The following is a 26,502-nucleotide window of genomic DNA, read 5'->3' on the forward strand; positions in this document are numbered from 1 at the left end:
AATTTTTTCAGCTTTTCAAACGTATCTAAATTAAAGTGGCATATCATCTTCCTATTTCACAAATCCTTGCCGTTTTCAGACAGGAGGTTGCTTTTATGAAAGTATCTGCCGACTATCGTATGCTCGCTCTCGATGCCCTGCGCGGAAAATGGAAAACTGCTGTTTTGACAGGTATTGCCGCCAGTGCGCTCGGTGCTACCATTGTGAGCAGTTCCAACAGTGCCGTATCCAATTCCAATCAGGCAAAGGACATCCATTTTGAACTGTTCTCCCAGCCCAACGGCGGTCGGCTGCTTGCTGTTCTGCTTGCCGGCATTGTTCTGTGGGCAGTCCTCCAACTGATCGTGGGCGGTGCAGTTCAACTGGGATATGCTCATTTTAATCTGAACCTTGTAGATGGAAATGATGCTGCCATCTCGGACTTGTTCTCTCAGAAAGACCGTCTGTGGGATGGCTTCTGCATGAAATTCCTGCAGGGTCTGTACATCGCCCTCTGGTCGCTGCTGTTGGTGATTCCGGGAATCGTGAAAACATACAGCTATGCGATGACACCTTACATCATGTCCGAGCATCCTTCGCTGACCGCAAATGAAGCGATCACAGAATCCCGGCGGATCATGAATGGCAACAAATGGCGGCTGTTCTGTCTGGATTTCAGCTTCATTGGCTGGGAGCTGCTCTGTTCGGTGCCACTGTATGCCGAGGGTTTTCTGGTTCTCAAATATTTCACCGGTTCAGAGGCTCTGGCGATTTCTCTTGTTCTTCTGCTGACAATTCCATTGAGCATTGGCTTCTTTTTTGTACACCCCTATGAGGAAGCTGCATGGGCTACTTTCTACCGCGATATTACCGCAGCACCTACCGAACCGGATGAAGCATATTGACTTTTATATTAAAATTATCGTTGTAGTTCCCTTCATCGGCTATGACTCTAAATGGCCGGATCAGAGTAAACATAGATTGAAAAAGCTGATCCAAAACGCAAACGATTCTATTGTTATTTCACATTCTGCGGATGTTTCCAGTTATAAAAAAAGAAATTATTATATGGTCGATCATGCAGAGTACATCATCGGTGTGTTTGATAATCAGAAAAAGCTGCGCTCAGGTACAGCACAGACAGTCAACTATGCCTTGCATCAGGGAAAGGTAATCACTCTGATCCATCCAGACACTATGGAGATAACAGCCCCTGCGCCTTAACAAATTCACAAAATTTTTTCATTAGCATTTCCAACAAAATATTTTCATTGAAGGGGTGCTGTGATATAATAAGATATAAAACTACGCTCAGAACAAATGGTGCCGCTATGAACAAATATATTGGACAGCAATTTGCTGCTTTAAGATACGAAAAAAATATTTTGGTTGTTGAAGAAACTACATCTGCTGGTGGATGCGGCTCCTTCAACGCGGCTTCTTCATGTCCTGCGTCAGCCTGTCTTTATGACAGTGCGGCGTGGGGCTTTTTTATTGCCTGAAAGGAGTATGAGAACATGAGTCTGAAATATACCTGCCCCAGCTGTGGAACCCCATTGGGTTATGAGGGATTGTGTTGGAAATGTAAGTGCGAGCAAGAACGGCAAGCTGCTCTGGCCTGGATGCCGGAACAAATTGTCGAAAAACAAAGAAACTTGATACAGAACATCCAGAGGCTGGCTGATATGGAGGACCCGGAGTTCACCGACTTCTGGCAGCTGCTTAGCTACCATGATGCCATCACCCCGGAGATTCAGCGAGTGGCACTGGCCGCAGAGGTGTTCTGGCCCTGTGAGATCTATTATCATGCTCCCGCCGATGTGCGGGATGGTCTGATCCATGCGCTGTTGTCCGCGGAATATTCCAGCGCGGCCTCCAACCTGATGAGTTGCCTTGCTATGCAAGGAGATGACAAGGCAATGGAGACTCTGCTGGAGCTGGAGCGAAATCCCCGGCCCTGGCGCAAGGGCCTCTATGTAGACCCATCCAGCTATGCGCAGATCGGAGGCTGGACCTTCGACAAGGAGGGCCAGAAAATCCAGCTCAACTTCGATACCTGCTATCCTATGGTCAAAGGAACCACCAGCGAGAAATCTCCCGTCCGCATTGGCCGGGCACGGGAGGACACATGCCCCCACTGTGGCGGACGCATGGTGGACATGCTGGTGCTGGATGGCCGGGATGAGCGGCTGAAATTTCTGGGGTTGGATGGTATTCTGACTGCCACCTGCTGCCCCAGCTGCGTGGGATTCCTCAAAGGCCCCGCCTTCAACCGGTTCGCTCTGGATGGCGGCGTGGAGGTCTTTCCCTCTGAGCTCTTTGACGGGGCGGAGAAAACGGATTGCTATGTCAGTCCCGAGGACTACAAGGCCCTCACGGAAAATCCCTTTGTGCTGGGCGAAGCGCCCGTGCCCCTGTTTTACGGTGCGGCCTGCCAGGATGTGAACACGGTGGGTGGCTTTGCCAACTGGGTACAGGACGCGGAATATACGACCTGCCCCCACTGCGGGAAACCTATGAAATATCTGGCCCAGATTCAGTGGGATACGGTGTTTGACTGTGCGGAGGGCATGCTCTATGTGGAATTCTGCCCGGACTGCCATATCGTGTCCATGCAGCACCAGCAGACCTAAAAAAGTCGCACAGTATGAAAAGAGAAATACCAGCAGGTATTTGCGTAAGGAGGCGTCCACTATGTGCGAGCACTGCCGAAACATTCAAACATGGAGAAAATTTGACGCCCCAAAGGACTATCTGGCCTGTATTGCTTACATTCAGCAGTTGGTGTCGGAGGGGGAATTTGAACTGATGCAAGAGGAATCCACCTGCCCACTGGAGAAGGTAAAGACAGAGGATGGCTGGGCGGACGAAATTATGGCTCACATGATTAGGTGCAAGCACTGCGGCCAGATCTTCACCTGTGTGGTCAACACCTTGCGAGGCAGTGGACACTTCAAAAAAGAAAGGCAAAGGATGACACGGAAAAGGCGGTGAAATGATGAATCAGGCAGAAGAAGCAAAGCTGCTGGAGCAGCTTGAGCAATGGAATAAGAAGGACGAGTATTCCCGGTGTATCCGGGCCATTGAAGCCATCCTGGAACAGGAGCGGGGCTATCTGCTGACCGTCAAGCTGAGTCGGGCTTACAGCAATTTGGCGGTCCTGGGAGATCATGGAGAGCACGGAACCGACAGTGAAGTGGACGGAAATCTCATCCAGTACGCCATCCGACTGCTGGAGTCCGTTCGCACCCAGGGAGAAAACGACCCTTACTGGAACTCCCGGATGGGCTATTCCTGCCTGATGGCGTACCGCTCCGCAGCCACCGCCTATGAATACGCAAAATGCTGGCTGGCCCTGGCCCCGGATGACCCAGCCGCCCAAAAGCTGGTTCGGGACTGCGAGGAATATCTGGAGGAGGAAAAAGCCTTGGAAATAGATTTGAAAGAACGGGAGGAATTTATTCGGCGGGAAACTCCCGATGATGAAAAGGGGGTTATATGTAAATGAACAGCGAACAGATCACAGTATTTTTGCAAGAGCATTGGTATATTGCCTCGGTGCTCATCGGGGCCGTGATTTTAATTGGAGCGACCCGCAACTGGAACTGGCTCTGCGACCCCACTGGTACGCGGGATGCCCACCGCCACAGCAGAGGATACCGGCGGGTGGTGTTCTTTCTGTTGGGTGTTCTCCTGATTGTGGTGAGTATCTGGGGATTTGTGCTGAAATTGAAATAGGAGGAGAAAGACTATGATGACTGAGAAATATCCCACCTGGCTCATCGGCCATGTGAAAGAATGGGCGGAGAAGCGTTTGCCCACCGTGATACTTTGTTCCACCACCGGCAATGAACTGCTGGAGGTTTGGTATTACGGAGATCTGCTCACGGTGAAAGGAGAACCCCAATCCTATATCATAGATAGCGACGAGGCCCCCGGACTGGTGACAGCCCGTGACCCGGAGAGCGGCGAGGAGTTCGTCATCTTTGACGGTGGACGGCATGGCTACGACAATATGTTCTGCGATGAACATGATCCATCCGAGCTGGAGCACCGCCCCCTCAAGCGGTATGAGATCCCCGCCTCCAAGTTGGTGCTGGAGCTGGGGTACAGCATTGACTATGAGGACGAAAAAGAGAACTTTGAACCGGATGAGGCGGATACCGTGGAACTGATCAACGGTGAACGGATGCCGTGGGAGCAGGCCAAGCGGGACGGCATCGACTATATCGCCCTTTACTATGTGAACGAGAAAGGAAAACCAGTCCAGATCCTGGACGCAGAGCTGGCCTGAGTATACCGCAGCCAGATGACGGGATAAAGGAGGGCGACAGCGTGATCGGGACAGATGAAAACCGGGCGGTGCTCCATGTGGAGGTCATCTTCTGGAGCGGCAAACGAAAAATACCACCCAGCCTGGTCAGCGGAAAGTATTGTCCCCATTTTGTGGTCACAGGAACTACAGAATATTTGGGTGTATGCTTTCTGGACGGAACCGAGTGTACATTTGATACACCAGCTTTGGGAAATGCCCAACCCCTATATCCAGATACCATTGACTATGCCCCGCTGGAAAACAATGCGGAATTTTTGATCTATGAGGGAGCCAATGCCGTTGGCAAGGGCCGGGTGCTGGGCCGAACCGTTCCCTATAAAGTGAAACAACAACGAAAGTAGGTGCCTTATGTACCAAATTGCATATATTGGCCGCTGGGAGACCCTCCCGGAAACGGCTGCCGCCATTTGTGACTATGACACTTCCAAGCTGGAGGTACTGCTCCAGGGCGGTCTGGATTTAGATGACCCCATTCAGCTCAGCGAATACATCAAGCTGATGCCATTGGAAATCGCGGTTTTTCGGAACGATGTGCCTATGATTCACTTCCTGCTGGAGCATGGAGCTGATCCCGGTCTGGCAGAGGAACAGCCCCTGCTGCTCACCGCTGCCCGCTGTTGTGGGCCGGAGGTGGTCACCCTCTTTGCTGGACAGGCTGCAAAACTCAGCCTAAAGCAGAAAGAGCGGGCCTTCCAGGAAGTACGCTGGGGCAAGCGCCCGGAGAATATCCAGGTGCTGGAGCAAGCTGGGATCGCAGTAGACAAGTTTGGCGGCGAGGCATTCCGGGGCGCTGTGTCCGAGGGCAACACCAAACTTGCCCGGCTGCTTCTGGAAAAAGGGGCAGACATCAATTACCACAAGCCGGACATGGTGTTCCCTTACGCCTCCACCCCTGTCACCGAGGCCGCCCGCTCCAACAATTTCTCCATGGTGCGCTGGCTGGTGGAACAGGGAGCGAATATCACCCTTGTTGACAAATACGGTGACCGTCCCTACAGTGTGGCAGTTCAAAACAAGAATCAGGAGATGGCCGACTACCTGAAAGCCCTGGAGCCGGAGGAATGGCACAACAAGCAGGAAAAGATCCGGCAGCTTATGCCCTACAAGCTGCCTGCCAAGCTGGTGGAATACTTGAAGACCGGCCCCCTGCGGCTGGAGTTCCCGGATCAGGAATGGGTGAAGTGGGCGGAGCTCTACTCCTTCATGGATGTGCAGGAGATGACCTGGAAACGGAAGAAGCTGCTCTCCCTGATGGTGCAGATGGACAACTACAGCGACTATCTGCTGCTGTGGAGCCCCAGGGACAAAAAACTGTGGTATCTGGACATCGAGCATGAGGAATTCCACCCTCTGGCCAAATGGGATGACTTCATCGCAGATCCCGGACGATATCTGAACGGGATGATCGAGGGTGAGTTTGAGGAATAAGGAGCAAGACCATGACATCCATAGACTTTCTGAACAAGGTACATAAAAGCCTGGACTCCCAGGAATATAACCTCTCTTATTCTCCGGCCAAGTCCAAGAATTATATGCTGTACTGCAATGGTAACTTTATCGGTGGTCTGTTCGACGAGGAGTTGTGCTTCGTCTACGCCGACAGTGTGAGTGAACTGCTGGGGCAGCCGGAACCCGTCTACCACGGCTACTCCAGCACCGCCCAGCACAGGATGCTGGTGATCCCGGAGGAACATTGGGCGAAGGCGCTGAAACTTCTCTATGCCGAGAAATTTGATTGGAGCCGTTTGGTGTACGACATCACCTACACCAGCATCGGCGCGGCTGTGGTGGAGGACTTCTACGACGAGAATGTGGTATTCCTGCGCTTCTGCTTTGAAAAGGAACTGCTGAAAAAGGACCCTCTGGACCGGCAGGGCCGTATCCTGCGGATGGTCTATCTCAATCAGGATCTGACAAAAGCGGGCAAATATCTGTTCCCCAGACTGATGCAGAAGTTTCTTGTTTTTACAGATCGCAACGGAAAGACCAGTCTGGAAACCATGCTGAAACGGTGGTACACCCAGCTTGAAAAGGAATACCGCAATCATATAGAGGGATGAGGAGAATGATCTATGTTTGAAGAATTTTATGAGATGTACGAGTCCGAGGAGCAGGAAGTGGTCGCTTTGATCAATCGCTGCATTGGGGGCGGATTTAACTGGAAAGGTAACTTTTGGGAAATGACCGTTGTGACGCTGGGCATAGTGTCCTGTGACACCGGCAAGGTCAGCACCAAAGAGGAGCGACTGGATTGGCCGGTCACCGACGAGGAGCGTCACAGTGACAAGGGCTGGGGACGCTTTCAAAACGAGCAGATCTGCCGCCTGAAGATTCGCCGGATGAAAGAAGAATGGGCAAAGGATCTGGTGGTGCAGCCCTGGTGTATCTCCCAGGTGGTCAAGGCCCACGAGGACTGCCCGGAACTCCAGGCCGTTCTGGACGAGTACCACAAGCCAGTGGTGATCCAGGACCAGGTGCTGGGAGAACTGACACTGGACAAGGACTATGATACCTTCGAGGGCGAAATCCAGTGGTGCGGAAAGGATGTGAGCCTTTCTCTGGAGGTCAATGCCGAAAGCAAGCCCTCCTGGACCCGCGCCCGTAGCGCCGCCAAAAAGCTGCTGGCCGACTGTGACACCTGGGATAAGGCCATGCGGGAGCTTGCAGCCAAGAACCTGACCGAGCTGGCCAACAACTGGCTCTCCCAAGATGAGGAAAACCCCCGCAATCCGGAAACCGACCCCATCACAGAGGACGAACTTGCCCGGCGAATCAGCCTGACGAGTCTATCCGTCACCTCCGGCGGCAGCTTCACTGCCTGGTTTGACTGCGACGAGATGTTCACCGACCATGCGGTGACGGTCTACGGCTCCTTGAAAAAGGGCCTCAAAACTGCCAACATTGAGGGGTAAGGAGGATAACATTATGAAACTGAGCTGTAAACGCATTGATTTTACATATACACCCGGTGAGGAAATCTTCAACTTTCCCGAGGAATCGGGACTACCCTTTATCTTCGATGTAGAGGAAGAACTGACCGGCGATCCTGCTGTCATGGATGCGGTGGGAGAAATGCTGGATGAGGCGGAGAAATTGGCGGAGAAGGCCAAAGCCGCCATCAAAGCGGCGCTGGCAGACGAGGACAGCCGCTACCATAGCGTTGTGACATTTTTCATGGAGTTCCATCGGGACGATGTAGGCCCGGATATTGTGGCGGAACTTTTTCCGGGAACCGACCCAGCCAAACTGTCCTTTGCTGAGATGGTTGACTTTTTGAAGCTCAAGCGGTTCGGCAGTCTGGTGGATAGCGAGATGAACCAGCAAGTTTTCATTCTGGATCTGTCCTTTAACCCGGAGATTACCGACGAACTGATGGTAATCTACTTTGATTTGAACAAGGAGATTTTCTGTATCACACATGAGAGCTGAGCGTGACTGACATACACGAGGAAAGGAGCAATCCCTATGAAAGCATTTGACCCCAATTACAAGCTGCTGGACGAGATGTATCAGGACGATTACTATCCTGCTTTTCTGGTGGACAAGGTAAAGGACGAGCTTCAGAAGGTCATCGCCCTGCTGGAGAGTGGCGAAACCGACACCGAAGTGGTGCAGGAAACGCTGGACGAGGCGGTCTGCGGCATCAATGATCTCCAGGAGGAGTTTGACGAGAACGACAGCGAGATCGAAACGGTGGCGCGGGAATGTATTGCGGCAACCGTGGCCTACATTCTGGAGTGGTTTGGCATCCCCATTGACACCGAGGAGGCCATCCGGGAACGGGACTGGTGAACCCTATGGCAGAAAAAGAACTGGCCCTTTGTGATGAGTGCGGAAGCCTGTTTTTCAAAGGCTCCTCACAGATGATGGGGCTGTGCCAGAATGTGCCCATGTTCTCTATGGCTACCCGAATTGTGACCATCATTTTCAGGATGGCCGGTGTGTGAACTGCTATTGGGACGGCTCAAAGAGTGTGTACATCAAGAAACAGAATCAACAGGAGGAAACTGATATGCCTACAACTGAATGGCTGAACAAATACGAAGCAATCAAGGATAAATTGACCTGTAAAGATGACTTGGAGGCCCATTTCACAGAGAAAGTGATTGGGAACATGGCGGTGGATGTGCTGGACATCGGCACCGTCCATTTCCCCACCGGGCAGATTTTCGCCTGTGATCCGCTGGTGGAACTGGAGGACACTCTGCCGTTCCTTCAAACGATCCCCGCCGGAACTTATCCCGTAAAAATCTGCGTGGTGCCCAGCGAACAATACGGCGACCGCTATGCCTGCGTCAAGGTGGAGGTTTCTCAGGAAAAGCCTGTCCGCTATGAGCTGGGCATGGTGGGCAACGAGGATCTGGACGAGGAACTGGGAGAGGACGAGTATTTTGGCTTTGGCGTAGACGCCGGGATGGGTTGTGTCGCGGACATCCAGACCCAGGCGGCCTTCAAGGCATACTGGGCCAAGCGTTTAGAAGAAGACCCGGACATCGACCCCTACAACGACCTGTTCTGCGATCTTCTGGAAGAAAACGCCAAAGCCTACCCCAAATATCAGGGGGACTGCGGCGACTGGCTCAACTGGACAGTGCCGGGCACGGACTGCAACCTGCCCATCTTTGCCTCCGGCTGGGGGGATGGTTACTATCCTGTCTACTTCGGGTATGACGCCAAGGGCAAAATCTGCGCCGTGTATGTGCGGTTCATTGACATTGAAGCCAGTTATCGAGAGCAGGATTAAAAATGTGACAGAACAAAGGAGAGCGCCATGAAAGCCACCGCCGGAGAGGTCTATACCGTCTACAACCAATATCTGAAACGCTACACCGCCTGCCAGGTGGCATATATTGCGCCGCCGGACTCGGTGAGTAAGCAGCCCTGGGCGGTGATCCTCTCTCTGGATTGGGTGGGCGACGCCCCTCTGACTGCGGAGGAACTGCCTCATCTCCGCCCACTCTACAAGGACTTCATGTACTGGTCCCGCGACCTCCATCTGCTGCGGGTACCGTTGGAGGTCCCGCCCCAGTATAAGCTGGTGGGCACACTTCCGTCCTTCACCGACCAGCCCTGCCGCTCCTATGGAGGCTGGAGTGACGGCTATGATGTGTACCTCCAGATCCGGTGGCAGGCCATCCCGGAGGAGCGGCGGCGGGCCTTCAAGGAGGCCGCGGAGAGCGACGGGGTGACGGAAATCGGCGGTATCCCGGTGAAGGTCAGCAGCCATCGGATCATGGACCAGCACGAGCCATTCGACTCGGCGCTGGAACTAAGGGCGCTGCCCTGTCTCTCCGACCTCATTTGCGAGCGGTGGCACCCGGATCTGCTGGAGTTTTTGCGGGAAACCCCCTTTGTTGATGAAGTGACTTTGCTGAACCACGGTCAGAGGACACTTGATCTGCGAGGCACCAGCATCAGAAAGCTGATGCTGGACATGACCGGGCTGGAGGAGCTGTGGCTGTGTGAGGGAACGGAGCTGCTCCTGTTCCAGAACAAGGGGCCGGACGCCTGTGCCATCCATGCCCCCGAAGATGGCAGCGGTTTGACCCTCCAATTTATCGGGGAATACCGCCCGCACACGGAACTGCCGAACCTACGGGGGCTGCATGGCATCGAGCTGAAGGACTTTGATTTGACCGGACTGGCTGCTGTTCATCCCCACCTGAAGGAACTGAGGCTCTGGGGTGCGCCGGGAAACCTGGGGAGCTTCTCCGCCGTGGGAGGGTTCCGGGAACTGACGAACCTATCCACCTTCGACCTGTTTGGCTTCGGCGCGGATGACATCCCCACCCCGGAGCAGATGCCGGAGCTTCGCTGGTTCTGGATGACCAGCCTGCCGGAGACGGCGGCAAAAGTGGCAAAGCAGCTCTGGAAAAGCAAGCCGGGAATGGATCTGCGGATCACCAAACCCCGGAAACCGGAGTGGCTGGCGCAAAATCTGGACAATCCCTTCCGGGGCTGGGACGGCGCAGAACATATCCCTGCCGCCGCCGCGAAAAAGGCAGCCAATCAATACCGCAAGACCCGCTCCCTGCTGATGAAGCTGGCCGCCGAACCGGGCGAGGATGCCCAGGCCCAAGCGCTGGACGCGGTGGCCGCCTACACCCAGACCTTCAACAAGATGGGCTTCATCGAAACCGAGAAACGGGATGAAATCTACATGGCCCTGCGGGGTATCCTGGATGTCCTGCCGGATGGCACGCTCCAGAAAGATGCCCTGATGGAGAAGTTTGAGCAGTTGAGGGATTTTTGAAAGGGGTGTCACATTGAGCTACACAAAATTCAGCAAAGAAGTGACCAAGTGGCTGAAAGACAATGGTCTGCCCTGCTATGGGACAGCCAACGATAGCCCCGAAGAAACAAAGGCCCGACTGGACGCATGGATGCACGGGAGCAAAGAGATACTGCGCCAGTGGATCACAGAAAAGCGTTACCGTGAACTAATTTCCTGCGCCCACGGAGGCTGGTATCAGGATGATGTAATTTTTGAGCCCTTGGCTGAACATTTTGTGGCGAACCACCTGTTTGATGAACTGCGGTTTCTCTGCGAACGCGGCATCCGTTTTTCTGCGGAAGATATGCTGGCCACCATTAAATCTGAGAAAGAGGAGCATGGGACGCTTGATATAGAAACAATTCGGTCTATCGATGTTCCAAGCTATGTGTCAGGCCGCAGTTATTCCCATTTGGGGGAAATCGCAAAATACAGGAAACGGGCGCTGGATCAGATTATCCGCTATGCAGGCTATCTGGAGCAGATCCACGCACCTGCGGAGTATTTGGAACAGGTAAATGTCCTGCAAGAGAGCGTTTCGGATCTGACAATCAAAACAAAAGATTTGAAACCGTTCCGGTTTCGGCTGTGAAAGCAATTTCCTGAAAGGAGTGTGGGCGCATGAGCCGAATTGTTGATGAACCCTACTTTACATACAGTGCATACAACGCCCTGACCTCTGGCATTCAGGTGAAATGCCCCAAGTGCCATGGCGCAGGTGTGGTGACAGCGGATGATGACAACGCCTATTTCCGGTGCCTGAGCTGCGGCCACCGGATGACGCAGGATCGGACGATCTACCGTTATGATGTCCATAACCAGTGCAAAAACTGCGGCAGGTACTACCGAGTGGATATTGAAGATACGGCAAAGCAGCATTTTCCCGTCCTCCATGTGACCTGCCCCTATTGCGGAACAACCATGTCGGGAGAAGTTCATAAAACAGCGGAGGCGTTTTCATATATTGGCGAAATCAGAGATGGACGAGAACCTTATTTCGGGTTGGAACTATGGTTTTTGACTTCATTTCAGGGAAAACCTGTATGGGCACTCAACCGAGAACATCTTGCCTATCTGATCGGCTATCTCAGCGCCGGACTGCGGGAAAAGCCGCCGGGAAGAGCGAAAATGACCCAGGCCGACCATCTCCCCACCTTTATGAAAACCGCAAAGAACCGGGAGCGGATCGTGAAGCTGCTGAGGCAAATGCAGGAGAAATGAGGATGGAACAGAAAGTAATTTACAACGGCCAAATTCTTACTCTGACTCGGTTTTGGGCAACAGGAGAACCTTGCCTGTGGATCACCGACCCACAGCAGATCGAGATGCCCAAAATGGAGTTTGTGGGAGGCCACCCGGACGAATACTGCATTTTCCTGAAAAATCTGACGGAAACAGAACTGGCACAGATCACATCTCTGGACGGCGCTCCACTGGATGTGAAAGAAGAACTAAGCGACATCGAATGAGGAGAACACTATGAAAGACCTTTGCCAATACGGAAACCGGCCGGAGGACGAATGGGAAATCTTGCCCTGGATACCTGATCCGCGCCCGCCCTTCAAAATCTGGGTGAAGCCGGAGCAGATCGCGCCATTCTTTCTCATTCCCCACCACCCCTATGCCATCTCCCTTCTGCTAAAGATCAGTGACGGGTTCCGGACAGAAGAATTCTGCCGGCTGGGACTGACCGGCAGCAGCGGAGACTGGGAACGGCTGGTCCGGGGCGTGATCCGGGAGTTTGAGGAAAGCAATAGTGGTGAGGATCTGTTTCACTTTGACTCCGACGAGGATGTGTTCTGCGTCTATTCCCAATACATCGACGACCTGATGATGCTGGCCAAAATGATCCGGGCGGCCTGTGCCGATGAAAAAACGATGCGGATGTATCTGAACATGAGCGAGGCAGCGGAAGCATGAGAGAGTTAACTACTCAAACAGGGATAGTAGTAAAATGCAGTAAAACGGCCATTGAATTTTTCCAAAATGCTCAGTCAGTGGATTTCTTTTCTGTGCTGGAGATCCCAGAGGAATTCCAAGGTATAGCGGTTGAGTTTTATGATTTGATTATGGAAAATGATCATCTTGCGGCCTTGCTGGGCTGTCGCGGCAATTATGATATTGCAATACAGATAGATGAGGTAACCGGCACCATGACGGGGTGGCATTGGTTCAAATGAGGGAAATGGAATGATCGAGTATATCAAGCTCTTTTGGGAGGGCGCACCGGAGGGTGAACCATCGGTCATCCTCTATGAAGTGGATACCGAAAATGAGCGGTTGGCCCTCCGCTCCATTGACATCTTTGCGGATGGCCGCACCCGCAACATCCCTGCCCTTTACGACGGCGCCATCGAGATCACGCCGATCCCCACCGTGGAGGAATTGAACGCCCATGTCTGGGGCGAGGAATTCCACGCCTGCATCATAGAGCAGGCGGAATTTGAGGCCATCTGGGAAACTCACACCTATGATGGAGCGTTAAAGTAGCCAGGAGGAGACACTATGAACAAACCTATAAAAGCCAAAAATCTGCCGTTGTTCTCCATCATTGACCTGGACCAGCTGCGCCGGGAAAACCATCTGGAGGGCACAGAAGTGACAGACTTTTTCACGGAAAGGGATGGAAAAGTCTATCTTCTCATGGAACAGCCGTCCGAAACACAGGGTAAGGACTGGCTCAGCACTCCTTCCACCTATACCGCAGTGGAAATCCAGCTGGATTGGGCGGAACAGCGGGTGCTGGAAACGACGCTGTTTCCTCTTGGCCTCTTGAAGTTCCAGTTCCATTATTTGCGGCCCGCAGGTGACCACTTCCTCCTGCTGGGGGCAAGATGCGCCTATCGGGAAAACGGCCCCGACCAGAACGCCTGGATCGTCAGCCGGGACGGAGCTGTGCTGTCCCGTTTCTGCCTGGGGGATGGCATTCAAGACTGTGTGGTAAAAAAAGATGGCACCATCATTACCAGCTACTTTGACGAAGGTGTATTTGGTAATTACGGTTGGGATGAACCTCTGGGCGCTTGCGGCCTGATTGCATGGACATCGGAGGGAACTCCTCTCTGGAAGAATGAGAACTATTCCATCTATGACTGCTACGCCATCAGCCTGGACGAAGAAGAAAACCTGTGGTTTTATTATTACGATGAATTCCGGCTGGTGCGGACGAACTTCAAAGAGGACTTTGTATTTGAACTGCCAATCGAAGGAAGCGGAGCTTTTTCTGTTGCCCCGTCCGGCAATACCTTCCTGTTTCAAGGCGGATACCAGCAACGGGATAAATTCTACTTCCTTACCGCTCATGGTGATCACCTTGGGAAAAAACAGGAGGCTATTCCCACCTGTGACGGAAACAAGGTCGCTGTGGAGCAGTGCAGCCTGCTTCGCAGCCGGATGTTGTTCCTTGGAAAAGATGGTGTGCTCTATGGAGGTATTTGGGGGAGCGATGGCCAATGAAACAGTCTGATATTTATACCGAGGCTCTGACCTGTCTGCGCTCCATCCTTCTGGCAGACCATCCAGAGTTCCAAAACTGGATCGACTGGTTGGAGCGGGACATTCAGGACTGGAACCAGCGGCGGGAGGTTGCCCACCATCTTCGGGCATACGGAGGTATGGGCTCGTTCAACGACCTGCCCAGTATGCGTGGAAATCACGACTATATTTTCGACTTTCTCAAGTCCGTGTGCTATGCCTTCGGCCATCTTTATGGCAAACGGGAAGGCATTTCTCCGGAGGCATTGATGGAGGAGTGCCTCCACGATGTAGAGCAGGCAGCCTATCACCCCCATAAGCCACTGAACCAAGCCATTGCCCAGCACTTGATGCAGGGCGATTTACAGGAAAACCTGGATAGGCTGTAGGAGAACTTACTATGAACGAAAAACTGTCCCGTCCCCAATTCAATCAAATGGGCACCACCGAGAAGCAGACACTGATGGAAAGCCTGGCTGCTCGTTATAATATGACCTTTCTTGATCTACATACTTTTGACCGCTGGGGCCAGAGCTGCACCACCGGCATCTTCAAGAAAGATGGTCGGGAGTTCGTCTTTGTCCCCGGCGATACCGTCACCCTGGGCTGGGAGCAGTTTGCCGTGGGATTGAATCAGGAGAGCCGGGAGGAATTGGAGTATCTGTTCCGGGAATGGGAAATGGAACCGCAGAACCCGGAGGAGATGATCCGGGAAAGCATGGCTCCCGTCCGGCAAGCGGCCATTGGACCCATGCTGGTGGGCCGGGAGCTGGAGGAAATTAACTGGGAGCCAGTCAAAATGGATGATCCCAGACTGACTGTCCACCCTGACTGGCTGAAGGAATTCCGTGATTTTGCCTGGAGTGACAGCAGCAGTCTTACCTTGCACCAGTCGGCCCGCATTGAGCGGACGGAAAAGGGCTTTCAGATCTGTATCTATAACCACACAGACTACGATGCGCTTCTTGCCATGCTGGAAAACAGGGGCTTCTCCCTGCCCACGGCGGACGAGTGGGCCTACCTGTGTGGCGGCGGGTGTCGGACCCTGTTTCCATGGGGAGATGGGTTAGACTACTCCATGCGTCTGCACTGGTTTGAGAACATGGATGAGGATGAGAACCGGCCCTATGACATGGAGGAGCCCAACTTCTTCGGCCTGTCCATCGCCTACGATCCCTATATGCGGGAAGTGGTGCAGGCTGATAGGCTTACCACCTGCGGCGGTGACGGCGGATGCAATATCTGCGGTGGGCTGGGCCCATTTCTCGGTTTCCTACCCTGTTCGCCCCACTGTAAGCCAGAAGTGCAGGAGGACAATGAACTAAACGGAGATTATGACTTTTATCGGCCTATCATTCGGTTGGAGAACTATGATTGACAATAGAAGCTTGATACGAAATAAAGAAAGAGAGGTGCCGACATGGGAGCATGGGGCATAAAAGCATTAGAGCGTGACGAAGGGTTGGATGTACTGGACATCCTCAAAAATGAATATGTACCGGAGCATCCGGTAATGGATCTGGGCGAGATGATCGAACTGATGAAAGAGGAAGTCATGCTGGGAGCTGACTTCTCACAAATCGACTTCCTCTTTGACAATACTGCGATGGCTCTGGCGGAGCTGTATTTCCAATGGAAGGATAACAGCAAACTGGACTACGATCATGAAGAAGCTATATGGGATAAAGTCACCGGTTTCACAGCATCCAAAGAAGCCCTTGCTTTCCTGCTGCGGCAGCTCACCGACATCAAAAACGAGGTGCCGGACGAGGACGGCATCCGTGAGATTGTGGATCTTTGGAAGAACGAGGACAGCGGTGAGATCGCTCCTGCGTGGTTGGAACACTTGAATCAGCTCATTGATCGACTGGATTCAGAACAGGAGGCACGACAAATGTATATCAAAAAATACTGGGGCAACTTTATCGGAGGCTCGGACGACAGCCTGAACCTTGTGGCCTTTTTAGTAGATCAGAAAAAGGAGGAGATCCCCCTCAGCGAGATTTTCGCCAAGATCGGTCTGGACAAGCAGAGCTGGGACTTCCGCCAGACCGTGGAGTATCTGGAGTTTACACATTCCGATGGTGTTGAGATGGACTTTCACTTCGCCATTGATGTGGTCACCGACCTGGCCGCCATCCTGCTGGAGTGCAGCGTCAGTGGCAGTGTAAACCTTCAGGATCTGGACGAGTACAACACCCCCGTCTGCCGTATCCGCATCACTGCTACGCCAGAGGAGCATGACGCAATGAACAAGTCCCTGGCGGATTTTGCCCAGAACCCGCTGGAATACGACATCAGCGAGATGATGGGTGAGGATGAGATCACAGATATGGCTTCTCAGGTGGAGATGCTGCGGAAGGAGCTGTACGAAGCCTCTGGCCGCAACCGGGACTACCATGTGAAAGCGGCGGATGTGAAACCTCTACTCTCTGACTGGAAGGGTGCCGATGGCTGCATTGCCACCAACCGTATCACGGTGGAGGGCTACAAGGTTGGCTACTGTTACCGGGAGAAGCCGGACGGCGGCTGGGACAGTGGCTGGCGCTTTACCGCCGGTGATGAGAGCGACGAGTACATGGACGACCCTAACAACGCCGGGATCTACAAGCTGAACACGATCTGCAATGACGATCCCGACATCATCCCTTTGCTGAACACCCCCGCTCCCTGCGCCTTTGAGCGGGATGAGAACGGTGTGTTCCAGCAGATCAAAGACTGGAAACCAGATGAGGACGAGGAGGACCCTGATATGGATATTTTGAAGCAGTGCCAGAAGTGGCATGAGGAGGACAAACACCAGAAAATCGTTGACGCACTGGAGGCAATCTCTGCCGAGGAGCGTACCCCGGAAATGGATATGGAGCTGGCCCGCGCCTACAACAATCTGGCGGACTCCAGCGAGCCGGAGGGAAGGAAGCTGCTTCACCAGGCACTGGAACTGATGCAGTCCCATGAGGAGGAACTGGGAGATACTTATTCCTGGAATTTCCGTATGGGGTATGCCTATTATTATCTGGATCAGGAGGGCCGCGCTCTGCGGCATTTTGAAAAAGCTCTGGAACTGCATCCCGGTGATGATCCTAAGCTCAACACCCGACAGGACATGGAGGAACTAATTGACTCGTGCAAAAAGGGTATTTCTCTGCCGCAGTTCTGGGAGTGCTTCCGGGAACGGACAGAGAACTGGTGGGAAACCTTTGCCGAGATGGAAGCAGAGCTGCGCCAGATGATGGACGAGGACAAAGATCACACCCGCGGTGCGGAGATCGTGGCCCAAATGGAGGAAACCCTGAATTTGGTTTTTGACGAGATTTCCTTCGAGATGGGCTTCAACGGCGAGAAGTACGAGCTGATCCTCACTCCGGAGGGTGACAAGGTCAAGCTGTTTGAGCTGGTCTACTTCCAGAAGCACGCTCCCAAGGAGGTGCTGGAGCACTGGAACATCCTGGTGGGCCGTCAACCTTTTCAAAACATCGGTCTGCGAACCAATGATGGCTGGGAGATTTCCGGGGATGATGTGCAGATCTGGCTGGAGGAGCAGGGTGAAAACAGCTTCGCCATCTCCGCCTACTGTGAAAAGCTGCTGCCTATGCTCCGGGATGAGGAAGGCCGGGCCTGGTGGATGCTCACCACCTTCACCGACCAAGTGCTGGGCGAGATCCCCCACATGAGATACATAGACAGCTTTGATGTGCTGGAGGAACCCAAGGCAGAGCCGTCCTTCCTCCTGTCCCAGCTGCCCGACAAACTGCGGGAGCAGGGCCTGGAGCTCTCCACCGACCCGGAAGCCTATCTGGAGAGCTACCTTGGTTACAAAATGGAACCCAAACAGGACCCGGACGCCGATTGGCGGCTGGATGTAATGGCCGGTTCCACCTGCTGTGTGCCGCTCATCAACGGCTATCTGAATGCCGACAATGATTTTATGGACGATCTCCATGCCGACGGCGCGGTGGCGGGCTTCTTCTGCTATCCCCTGAATACCCTGCGGGAGGAGGAAGGCAGTCAGAAAATCTTCGACTTCCGGGACAAGCTGGAAGAAGTGTTTGCCACTGATGAAGGATCGGAAGTGCTCACTCTCACCGGCGGGGCAACCGGCCTCTACTGCGGCTATGTGGACTTCATCGCTTGGGACATCCGCACGGCGCTCCAGATGGCAAAGGAGTTCTTCGAGGGCAGCGACATCCCATGGGCCATCTTCCACACCTTCCGCCGTGAAGCAGGTTCTGTACCCCTAAAGCAACAAGATGATGGGCCAGAAACTGAGAATCAGGATGACGAGTTGAACGAGACGCTGACAGGCATGGACTATATTCCTTATACCCAACAGAACGCCGAAGCATTCTTCGCTCAGCTGGAGCAGTGGAACGACGAAGACGAGTACACCCGCTGTATCCAGGCACTCAATGCCATCCCGGAGGATTGGCGAAACTACCGCACCGCCTACGCCCTGGCCCGTGCACTGGAGAACTACGCCATCATCGGGGACCATGACGAAGGCACTTTGAAATCCAAGGGAGACAAAGCCCTCCTGAGGGCCATTGAGGTGCTGGAGTCCGTCCGGGAGGAAGGCCAGGACAAGGCAGAGTGGAATATGCGGATGGCCTACGGCTATCAGTATCTCTATGAGCAGGAGGCAAAGGCCATTCCCTACGCTCAGCGGTGGGCGGAACTGGACCCGGAGGACGAAGATGCCCCGGCGGTAATTCGGGAGTGTAAGGCGGAGATCCGGAAACGCCAGCGCAGCCGGAAGAAGAAGGCCAAATTCGTGCCCGGTGATACCCCCTTTGAGGGCTTTGACCTCACCAACTTCTGGGATGATAATTGGTATGCACTGAAAGAATATGTCAGTGATCCGCCTTCCGATGAGCTGATTGCCAGCGTGGAGGAGGAACTGGGCTACAAGCTGCCCGCTGCCTACATCTGGCTGATGAAGCAGCACAACGGCGGCATTCCGGTGAACACCTGCTATCCCTGTGATGAGCCCACCTGTTGGGCAGAGGACCATGTGGCCATCACCGGCATTTTCGGCATCGGACGAGAAAAGAGCTGCTCCCTCTGTGGAGAGCTGGGCAGTCAGTTTATGATCGATGAGTGGGAGTATCCTGCCATCGGTGTGGCCATCTGTGACTGTCCAAGCGCCGGACACGATATGATTTTCCTGGACTACCGGGATTGCGGTCCCCAGGGAGAGCCTGCGGTAGTCCATGTGGATCAGGAAAACGACTATAAGATCACCCATCTGGCAGACAGCTTTGAGGAGTTCATCCGCGGACTGGAGCATGAATCCTTGTATGATCCGGATGAAGACGTAGAGGATCTTGAGGATGACGCCGACGAGGAGGAAACCGACCATAAGGGTTCCTTTGCCGGATCTGTGCTCCTCTCCAAAGCAGAGTGGGACAAGGAGCAGTTGATCCGAGATCTGCGGGAAGAATGGGGCATCGTAGATGAGGAGCCGGATGAGGGCGACGAAGATGTTGAGAACAGCGATGACGCTGTGGTAATGCGGGTCGGCAATATGATGCTGATCGTGACACTCTTCCACGGTCACATCCCGGACAATGAAGCGGAGATCAACGCCGAAAACAACTATATGTGGCCAGAGGCCGTAGAAGTGGCCAAAGCACACAAGGCCCATATCATGGTGGCTGTGTTAGGCGAGGAGGAAAAACTGCTGGAACGAGGTAAGCTGTTCACCAAGGCGATGGCAGTGTGCTGCAAGCAGAAATACGCCACCGGTGTCTATACCAGCGGTGTGGTATTTGAGCCTCGTTTCTATGAGGGCCTTGCATATATGATAAAAGAGGACGAACTGCCCATCTTCAACTGGATCTGGTTCGGCCTGTACCGGAGCGAGGGTGGCCTGAACGGCTACACCTACGGCATGGATGTGTTTGGCAAGGAGGAAATGGAAGTGCTGAACACCGACGCCGAGCCGGAGGAACTGCGAGACTTTTTGGCAAGCCTTGCCTCCTATGTGCTGGCGTGTGATGTGACGCTGCAAGACGGCGAGACTATCGGCTTTTCTGCGGACGATAAGCACACGATCACCCGCAGCCCCGGCGTCTCTCTGCCAGAAGAACAGATGACCCTGAAGATCGGTTACGAGCCTATAAAGGGAGATCCGGAGGATGACAGTTGCGACCACTCAGACAATGAGGACACGCAGGATGAGGAAGAATTCAGTAATCCCGAAGTCTACACCGAGGAGGAGATGGAGGCCGTCGAGGGACACATCCAGCAGTATTTCGGCAAGTTTGAGAATGTATTCCACGAGATCGTTTCCCCGGACATCCATGTGGACATCTGCATGGTGCCGCCCACTGAGGAGCGGGACTATTACACCTTGGTCACCATGGGCATGGGCGCCCACCGGATGAATGTGCCAAAGGAACTGGCGGAGTACAAGCTGGAGCGGGCAGAGCTGGCCATTGCCCTGCCTGCGGACTGGAAGCTGGATCAGGAGTCCATGAAAGACGAAAAGTGGTACTGGCCCATCCGCCTGCTGAAATCCTTGGCTCGTCTGCCCATTGCCAGTGATACCTGGCTGGGCTTCGGTCATACCATGGACAATGAGGAGGACTTTGCAGAAAACACGAAGCTGTGCGCCGCCATTCTGACCGGCCCCCAGGGTACGAAGGACGGCAGCGAGGTCTGCACTCTGCCGGGCGGCGAGGAGGTCAACTTCTATCAGGTCATTCCGCTTTATGAGGACGAGTTGGACTATAAACTGGAACATGATGTAGACGCTCTGCTGAACAAGATGAGGGGGATCAGTTTTGTTGTAAACCCCACTCGTCAGAATTCGATCACCCGTGGCACCCTTTCCAATGATAATTTTGACGGTGAGATGGACGACGCTTCCTATCACCTTGAGAGCATTGAGGAGAAGGAACTGCCTATTGACCCCATCAATGCTTATAACCACATGGCCATCTACTTGCGCTGGTGCATGGAGCACGACCTGATGGGCGAGGACTTCCTGAAAGAATACAGCGAAGTGGCCAAACAGGTCAAAGCCGACCCTGCCAGCGTGGATCTGCGGGAGTTTATCCGGGATGAGCTGGACGGCTGTCTGTTCTCTGTGCTGTTCAATCAGCAAGGCCGTGCCTTTGCAGGCTATTACTACGGAGAGGGCGACAGTCCCTACTATCCTGCCGACATTGATGACTATGCCCTGAAATATTTTGGTCCGTCCCGATACCACTCCAATGAATTTCAACAGGAGGCATACTTATTCATCCCATTTGATGAGAAATACTATCAGGCTATGGCAGAGGTGATCGAAGAACGCTTTGAAAACTGGCAGGGACAGGACTTCGACGAGGACACGCTGGAGCCTTCCGAGGTGGCTCATGCCATCATGGAGTATCTGGACTGCGAGTGTACCTATTTCCCGTCCATGGCAGATGATGACCCCATCATGTCAGCATACAGCTACGCCCAGCGGCTGGGGGTACGGGAAGGCTTTGTTCCCGTGCTTATCCAGGCGGATGATGAAACGCTGTTGGAGTGTCTGGTAATGAACGCCGATCCGGAGCATGATGCGGACTTCTATGAATTTGACCTCAAAACGGTAACGGAGTATCGGAAGAAGATGCTCTCCGCTCCCGTCAAAGATGGAAAGGCGGTTTTGGAGGAATTGACCGGCCAGCGTAAGGAAGAAGCCGAGGACGATGATCTGGACTGGGAGGAGGAAGTCCTGGGCGAGATGGAGGGCGGAGAACCCAACGACCGCTTCGCAAACTATTGGAACGATGATACCGGAATGACATATCCGCTCATTCTGGCTAAAATTCCGGTAAAGAACCCCTGGGAGATCTTCACCTACCTGCCCTTTGGAAATTGGAATGAGTGCCCCGACACGCCGGACCTGATGGCAGTGGCGAAATACTGGTTCGAGCAACATGGTGCCATCCCTGCCGCCATGAGCCACGATGAATTGGAGTTTGAACTTCCAACTCCGATCTCCAAGGAAAGAGCTATGGAGGTGGCTGTGGAGCAATATGGTTTCTGCCCAGATCTGGATCAGAATGAGGATGGAAGCATTGGCTCCTTGGCAGATGTCCTGTGGCAGTCCACCGTCTGGTATTTCTGGTGGGATTGATGGGAGGTGCGACCAATGACAGAATATCAGAAAACCTATATCGAACTAAAAAAACAGTTTGTTGCGACCAATGAAGGTCCGGACAGTGTCCGCGCTCTATATACCTTCAAGGAAGAACTTGAGCAGAGTGAGGATCAGCAGGCCAAGGAAGTGCTGGTGGATGTGTATGATCTACTGGACTTCAAGAAGGATGCCTATGAACTGCTCTGCCAAATCGGAAATCGTTCCGATAAAAAGACCCTCAAGCGGCTGGGCACGCTGAAGGACTATGCGGAAAACTGGGGCAATCATTATGCTCTCCCCAAGCCCAAAACGCCGGAGGAAAAGCAGAAAGAGAAGAAACAGCAGGCCCAGCTGGGCCTGCCCGCCTTCCGGTATCACCCAAACCCTCTGGAAACTGGGGCTTTTGAGGAATCCGCAGACGGCGTTGTCTGCGACTGCTGCGGCAAGACGACCCATATTTTCTATACAGCCCCCTTTTACGCTGTGGAGGATATTGCATATCTGTGCCCAGAGTGCATCGCCAACGGCGAAGCAGCCCGGAAATATGACGGTAGTTTTCAAGATGATTTCTCTGTGGACGATGGTGTAGACGATCCGGAGAAGCTGGACGAGCTGATCCACCGCACCCCCGGCTACTCCGGCTGGCAGCAGGAATACTGGCGCGCCCATTGTGGTGACTATTGCACCTATTTGGGTAATGTGGGAGCCAGAGAACTGCGGGCACTGGATGTGCTGGAGGAGGTGCTGGACGATCCCATGTGGGACGATGAGCAGAAGGAAATGATTCAGGAATCCGTCAATGGCGGGCATCTGCAATGCTATCTGTTCCAGTGCCTTCATTGCGGAAAGCACCTGGTCTGGATGGATTTTGATTGAGGAGTTTTCAAAAGGTAGGATACAAGCAATGAAAACTAAAACGCTGACCATTCAACTGAATGATGAACAACTGCCCATCCTCCCAGTGGAACCAGAAGCTCACCTCTCCTTTACCACTCATGCCGACGGAAATGAATTGGAGTTAACAGGAAACCGGGCGGGGCTGCTTCTATTGGCGAAAGCCGCTCTTGGTATGGCGGAAACCATTCGTGAGGATGGATTTCATATCCATTTGGATGACCTGTATGGCATCAACGCCGAAGGGAAAAGCATCCTGATCCGAAAGGAGAATCAATCAAAACCATGATTGAAAAAAACTTTCTCAACCCCGCCACAGATAAAAGGAATCAGATAGTAAAGGTGAAATGATGATGGATCTGTCCATAAAGGAAATAAGCATAGAAAATGAAAAAATCAACAGAGAGAAATTTTTTTCGGTAGGGTTTTGCCCAGAAATACAGCGGTATTTACTTTGCGTTCATATTTCGTGGGTTGTGGGATATGACCGGTATTATGCTATAGATGAGGAAGATATAGCGCTCTATGAAGAAAGTCCAGATGAATTTTGTCAAAAATATGCAAAGGAAATTAACGCTTACAGAACAGAAAGACTGCTTGGTGCAGGAGCATTAAGAGATTATGATTTTAGATGTTTACCAGATGAGATATTAAAGAGTTTGGATGGATACCCATCATTCAAGAGATATTGTTATACAAACGGAATGCTTTATGCCCAAATAAAGATAGATGATAGTTTCTTTACTATTCCGCCAATTCGTGATAAAAAACAGATGGATTGCTAAAATAAAGAAATTGAGGGCTATGGGATTGGAAATCTTTCGCCCGCCGATATGAAATTCCGAAGCAAGTTCAGAAAGGAGGCGGTCGCCATGTCAACTTGGAGCGGAATTCGAAACAAACTGGAAAGTGACTACCTGTGTCCGGCGCTCCGGGGCCACATCCAGTATTTTGCCACCAGTTACAGCAAAAGCGCCGACCACGAGGGCCGGGCAGCCATTCGTGTGGACGGCGTGGAAGTGCTGCGGAGCAACTACTACACCTATTTTGAGAATGTGTGGACGAAATTCACGCAGCTCAGGTCAACAACCATGAAAGACTGTGACTCCACAAAGGAGGCAATCAACCTTTCTCATGCTCATGCACTGGAGCAGGGCACCTTTGACCAAAAGGTGTTCTATGAGGCGTTTGGTATCTTTGACAACCAGAGCATTGAGAAAAGCCTTGTCAGCGAGAATCCTCTTGTCCGCATCTTTGCTCTCCTGGATCGAAGGCTGGGAAAGCGCCGCCTGCTGGCTTTGGAGGAATCCATGGAGCAGGAGCTGGACTGGGTGCGGGCCTTCTATGTGACCCGGATGCAGGCAGAAGGGCTGATGGACAGAGAATAACGAGGGTTAGGAGAATTGTGCAGCATGAATTTTTCGGATATTGTCCAAGGTGAAGACGGTTTTTTGGTAGAACTGCGTTGTAATAACACATTTCAGGTGCAGTTGTTTGGAAAAATAAAAGCTTATCTTCTTGAAAATCAACCAGCATGGAAGGCAGCAGGAGCGATCCCTATTCCCGATGCAGTTGCTATGTTCAATCTGATTGACCAGCTGGCTGGTGGAAATCGGTATTGGAGCGAGGAAACAGGACGCCAGGCAGAAGATGCTCTTTTTGAATTACAGGAAATAATCGATTCGTTAGAGGAAACATAATTTCGGTGAGGAGGAATCACCATGTCACAGATCGCATTCTTTTATCTTCTCAAAGACGGCCAGCGGCAGGAACTGTCCAACGGCGACTACTCCGGCGCGGTATACATGGCTATCTGGGACTGGTGTGAGTACGAGCTGGATCTGGATGTTCGTTTTCCTGCTCCCCAGACGGAGGACACCCTGGACTACGCTTTGCTGGAGGGAGAGCTGGCATCTAATGCGCTGGCAGCCCTTCGGGAGCAGGACCTCCCGAAGCTGGCCGCTGAAATTGCCCCTGACTGGGATCTGCCCGCCGAGGCGGTGCAAAGCGGACTTGAAACGCTGCGCTCCCACCTGGAGCTGGTGCAGGGCGACGCTGCCCTGCTGTATGAAATGATATAGACAAAAAGGAGAAAAACTTATGGGACTTGACATTTATGCCGGGACGCTGACCCGGTACTATTCTCACAACTGGAAAACTGTTGTTCAGCAGTGGGCAGAGGAAAATGGATATACCTTCAACCGGATTACGCCGGATGGAGAACCTGCTGACAACGAGGAGGAGCTGTCCCCGGCCGAGGTTCAGGCGGCAGTGGAGGACTGGCGAGATCAGATCTTAACCGCCATTTCCCAGCCGAACCAGCCGCCCTACACTCCATGGCCGGAGGACAACGAGCGCCCCTATTACACCGACAAGCCGGATTGGGATGCCTTCGGCGCTATGCTGCTGGTAGCTGCCTGTCGTACATACGAGGAACCGGTGCCTCCCACCGTGGAGAAGGACTGGATCTTCGGGGAGCATCCCCTGATTGCCCGCCTTGCATCGGACGAGGATCGGGTGTGGTCCCTGTTTCGGGGCGTGACTTGGTGGCTTTCCCTTACCGACAGCTTTCTGTTCCAAGGCCCTCTGCCCACCGATGATCAGACGATGATCGCCACCTTGGGCGGACTGCGGAAGGAGCTGGAAAAGCTGAACCAGCTGGCATGGCAGGCCGATGAGGACACTATCCTTGGTTGGGCAGACACGGAGGGATACCCGGTAGACGGAACCGTAGACTCAGATGGACAGTACAGCAAGGCAGACATCCCGGAACACACCCAGTATGACACCCAATCCTTGGCCAAGTTTGCCTTCTCCGTGTTCTGGCGGGCCATGCGGTTTGCCGAGGAGCAGCAGGTGCCTATCCTGCTTGACTATTAAAGAGAATTCGTCAGGGGGTGGAGACCGTGGAACAAAAACGGCCGGCAGATATAATTCAGGAACTTCTGGACTACCTGTGGAACGGCCTGGGCCTGGAGGAAAAGGGCTGGAAGCGTCTGAAAAAGGGCGACTTCAAAAAGAAAATGAAAAACGGGCTGACCTATCAGATCTGGTTTGACCGGAGCCGCTACAACTACATAGACTACGAAATCGGCCATGGGAATGTGGAGGTGGGCTTCACAGGCATTGACGATGATATCCACGTCGGAGCGGTTCATCAGGTCTTTCAGGATGCCAAACTGCTTTTTGGTACCAGCAGACACCAGATTTTCATTATCTATCTTTTTGTATTAAGGTCTACAGCAATCTAATCCCACGTTAAAACGAGAAAATGCTTAATTGTTCTCCTCAAAGTTCTCTACCTGTTCCATGACCTTTTTGAGAACTTCGGGGCTGTACTGCGGGGGATATCACGCTTTTCAAAGAACGAGCCGGAGTTGCGCGCAGCGCGCAGATAATCCCGGCAGTTAAACAAAATCTAATCAAGGT

31 protein-coding genes and 3 pseudogenes are annotated in these 26,502 nt (G+C 53.0%); all 34 read left to right on the forward strand.

Going from position 1 to position 26,502, the window contains the following annotated elements:
* Positions 1-95: 95 nt before the first annotated feature.
* Positions 96-884, forward strand: coding sequence for a DUF975 family protein (locus ACGHUK_RS10560; protein WP_015565820.1), 789 nt, complete (start codon positions 96-98; stop codon positions 882-884).
* A 7-nt stretch (positions 885-891) separates the two neighbouring features.
* Positions 892-1,203: pseudogene (locus ACGHUK_RS10565) on the forward strand (SLOG family protein); the annotation flags it as partial.
* 107 nt (positions 1,204-1,310) lie between these two features.
* Positions 1,311-1,481, forward strand: coding sequence for a hypothetical protein (locus tag ACGHUK_RS10570; protein ID WP_008723379.1), 171 nt, complete (start codon positions 1,311-1,313; stop codon positions 1,479-1,481).
* A 15-nt stretch (positions 1,482-1,496) separates the two neighbouring features.
* Complete coding sequence (locus ACGHUK_RS10575) at positions 1,497-2,612, forward strand: hypothetical protein (protein ID WP_207684858.1); 1,116 nt, start codon at positions 1,497-1,499, stop codon at positions 2,610-2,612.
* Between the two features lie 61 nt (positions 2,613-2,673).
* Entirely contained in the window at positions 2,674-2,973 is a 300-nt protein-coding gene (locus ACGHUK_RS10580; RefSeq protein ID WP_154256570.1) for a hypothetical protein, read from the forward strand.
* A gap of 1 nt (position 2,974) precedes the next feature.
* Positions 2,975-3,487 (forward strand): hypothetical protein, encoded by a 513-nt coding sequence (locus tag ACGHUK_RS10585; protein ID WP_242700931.1) that lies wholly within the window; start codon positions 2,975-2,977, stop codon positions 3,485-3,487.
* Positions 3,484-3,717, forward strand: a complete 234-nt coding sequence (locus ACGHUK_RS10590; RefSeq protein ID WP_015563522.1) for an immunity 17 family protein — start codon at positions 3,484-3,486, stop codon at positions 3,715-3,717. Before ACGHUK_RS10585 ends, ACGHUK_RS10590 begins: the two co-directional genes overlap by 4 nt.
* A 13-nt stretch (positions 3,718-3,730) precedes the next feature.
* On the forward strand, positions 3,731-4,273 hold the full coding sequence (locus ACGHUK_RS10595; RefSeq protein WP_006773020.1) for a hypothetical protein: 543 nt from the start codon (positions 3,731-3,733) through the stop codon (positions 4,271-4,273).
* Positions 4,274-4,314: 41 nt separating this feature from the next.
* Complete coding sequence (locus tag ACGHUK_RS10600) at positions 4,315-4,656, forward strand: hypothetical protein (protein ID WP_006773019.1); 342 nt, start codon at positions 4,315-4,317, stop codon at positions 4,654-4,656.
* Positions 4,657-4,663: 7 nt separating this feature from the next.
* A complete protein-coding gene (locus ACGHUK_RS10605) occupies positions 4,664-5,743 on the forward strand; it encodes an ankyrin repeat domain-containing protein (protein ID WP_390574290.1) in 1,080 nt (359 codons plus the stop codon).
* Positions 5,744-5,754: 11 nt separating this feature from the next.
* Positions 5,755-6,375: a hypothetical protein gene (locus ACGHUK_RS10610; RefSeq protein ID WP_097838497.1), complete on the forward strand. Its 621-nt coding sequence runs from the start codon at positions 5,755-5,757 to the stop codon at positions 6,373-6,375.
* Between the two features lie 12 nt (positions 6,376-6,387).
* Positions 6,388-7,227: a DUF2262 domain-containing protein gene (locus ACGHUK_RS10615; protein ID WP_097838498.1), complete on the forward strand. Its 840-nt coding sequence runs from the start codon at positions 6,388-6,390 to the stop codon at positions 7,225-7,227.
* Positions 7,228-7,240: 13 nt separating this feature from the next.
* A complete protein-coding gene (locus ACGHUK_RS10620) occupies positions 7,241-7,744 on the forward strand; it encodes a DUF2004 domain-containing protein (RefSeq protein WP_097838499.1) in 504 nt (167 codons plus the stop codon).
* A gap of 36 nt (positions 7,745-7,780) precedes the next feature.
* The gene (locus ACGHUK_RS10625) at positions 7,781-8,107 is read left to right on the forward strand and encodes a DUF5713 family protein (RefSeq protein WP_002588986.1); all 327 of its coding nucleotides are present in this window, start codon (positions 7,781-7,783) and stop codon (positions 8,105-8,107) included.
* Positions 8,108-8,112: 5 nt separating this feature from the next.
* Positions 8,113-9,059 (forward strand): annotated as a pseudogene (locus ACGHUK_RS10630) (DUF4241 domain-containing protein).
* 27 nt (positions 9,060-9,086) lie between these two features.
* Positions 9,087-10,568: a hypothetical protein gene (locus ACGHUK_RS10635; RefSeq protein ID WP_390574291.1), complete on the forward strand. Its 1,482-nt coding sequence runs from the start codon at positions 9,087-9,089 to the stop codon at positions 10,566-10,568.
* Between the two features lie 13 nt (positions 10,569-10,581).
* Positions 10,582-11,181: a hypothetical protein gene (locus tag ACGHUK_RS10640; protein ID WP_154265947.1), complete on the forward strand. Its 600-nt coding sequence runs from the start codon at positions 10,582-10,584 to the stop codon at positions 11,179-11,181.
* A gap of 29 nt (positions 11,182-11,210) precedes the next feature.
* On the forward strand, positions 11,211-11,810 hold the full coding sequence (locus tag ACGHUK_RS10645) for a hypothetical protein (protein WP_117528091.1): 600 nt from the start codon (positions 11,211-11,213) through the stop codon (positions 11,808-11,810).
* A gap of 2 nt (positions 11,811-11,812) precedes the next feature.
* A complete protein-coding gene (locus ACGHUK_RS10650; RefSeq protein ID WP_020225637.1) occupies positions 11,813-12,058 on the forward strand; it encodes a hypothetical protein in 246 nt (81 codons plus the stop codon).
* A gap of 10 nt (positions 12,059-12,068) precedes the next feature.
* Positions 12,069-12,509: an immunity 51 family protein gene (locus tag ACGHUK_RS10655; protein WP_020225636.1), complete on the forward strand. Its 441-nt coding sequence runs from the start codon at positions 12,069-12,071 to the stop codon at positions 12,507-12,509.
* Positions 12,506-12,769 (forward strand): hypothetical protein, encoded by a 264-nt coding sequence (locus ACGHUK_RS10660; protein WP_006059604.1) that lies wholly within the window; start codon positions 12,506-12,508, stop codon positions 12,767-12,769. Before ACGHUK_RS10655 ends, ACGHUK_RS10660 begins: the two co-directional genes overlap by 4 nt.
* Positions 12,770-12,779: 10 nt before the next feature.
* On the forward strand, positions 12,780-13,079 hold the full coding sequence (locus ACGHUK_RS10665; RefSeq protein ID WP_390574292.1) for a DUF6881 domain-containing protein: 300 nt from the start codon (positions 12,780-12,782) through the stop codon (positions 13,077-13,079).
* Between the two features lie 15 nt (positions 13,080-13,094).
* Entirely contained in the window at positions 13,095-14,045 is a 951-nt protein-coding gene (locus ACGHUK_RS10670) for a hypothetical protein (RefSeq protein WP_390574293.1), read from the forward strand.
* Positions 14,042-14,452 carry a DUF6966 domain-containing protein gene (locus ACGHUK_RS10675; protein ID WP_097775145.1) on the forward strand — a complete coding sequence of 137 codons (411 nt, stop codon included), beginning with the start codon at positions 14,042-14,044 and terminating at the stop codon, positions 14,450-14,452. Before ACGHUK_RS10670 ends, ACGHUK_RS10675 begins: the two co-directional genes overlap by 4 nt.
* Positions 14,453-14,463: 11 nt before the next feature.
* Positions 14,464-15,441, forward strand: a complete 978-nt coding sequence (locus ACGHUK_RS10680; RefSeq protein WP_390574294.1) for a hypothetical protein — start codon at positions 14,464-14,466, stop codon at positions 15,439-15,441.
* 42 nt (positions 15,442-15,483) lie between these two features.
* Positions 15,484-22,176 (forward strand): DUF2185 domain-containing protein, encoded by a 6,693-nt coding sequence (locus tag ACGHUK_RS10685; RefSeq protein WP_390574295.1) that lies wholly within the window; start codon positions 15,484-15,486, stop codon positions 22,174-22,176.
* 15 nt (positions 22,177-22,191) lie between these two features.
* Entirely contained in the window at positions 22,192-23,055 is an 864-nt protein-coding gene (locus tag ACGHUK_RS10690) for a CbrC family protein (RefSeq protein ID WP_207698716.1), read from the forward strand.
* A gap of 28 nt (positions 23,056-23,083) precedes the next feature.
* Positions 23,084-23,362 (forward strand): hypothetical protein, encoded by a 279-nt coding sequence (locus ACGHUK_RS10695; RefSeq protein WP_148490676.1) that lies wholly within the window; start codon positions 23,084-23,086, stop codon positions 23,360-23,362.
* Between the two features lie 58 nt (positions 23,363-23,420).
* Positions 23,421-23,858, forward strand: a complete 438-nt coding sequence (locus ACGHUK_RS10700; protein ID WP_242702916.1) for a hypothetical protein — start codon at positions 23,421-23,423, stop codon at positions 23,856-23,858.
* Between the two features lie 87 nt (positions 23,859-23,945).
* Positions 23,946-24,461 carry a hypothetical protein gene (locus tag ACGHUK_RS10705; RefSeq protein ID WP_148337435.1) on the forward strand — a complete coding sequence of 172 codons (516 nt, stop codon included), beginning with the start codon at positions 23,946-23,948 and terminating at the stop codon, positions 24,459-24,461.
* Between the two features lie 24 nt (positions 24,462-24,485).
* A complete protein-coding gene (locus ACGHUK_RS10710) occupies positions 24,486-24,773 on the forward strand; it encodes a hypothetical protein (protein WP_003524826.1) in 288 nt (95 codons plus the stop codon).
* Between the two features lie 21 nt (positions 24,774-24,794).
* Complete coding sequence (locus ACGHUK_RS10715) at positions 24,795-25,154, forward strand: hypothetical protein (RefSeq protein ID WP_148490679.1); 360 nt, start codon at positions 24,795-24,797, stop codon at positions 25,152-25,154.
* Positions 25,155-25,173: 19 nt separating this feature from the next.
* Positions 25,174-25,953, forward strand: coding sequence for a hypothetical protein (locus ACGHUK_RS10720; RefSeq protein WP_390574296.1), 780 nt, complete (start codon positions 25,174-25,176; stop codon positions 25,951-25,953).
* A gap of 26 nt (positions 25,954-25,979) precedes the next feature.
* Positions 25,980-26,201 (forward strand): annotated as a pseudogene (locus tag ACGHUK_RS10725) (spondin); the annotation flags it as partial.
* Positions 26,202-26,502 lie beyond the last annotated feature (301 nt).

Source organism: Faecalibacterium sp. i25-0019-C1 (genome assembly GCF_042854225.1).
GTDB lineage: Bacteria > Bacillota > Clostridia > Oscillospirales > Ruminococcaceae > Faecalibacterium > Faecalibacterium taiwanense.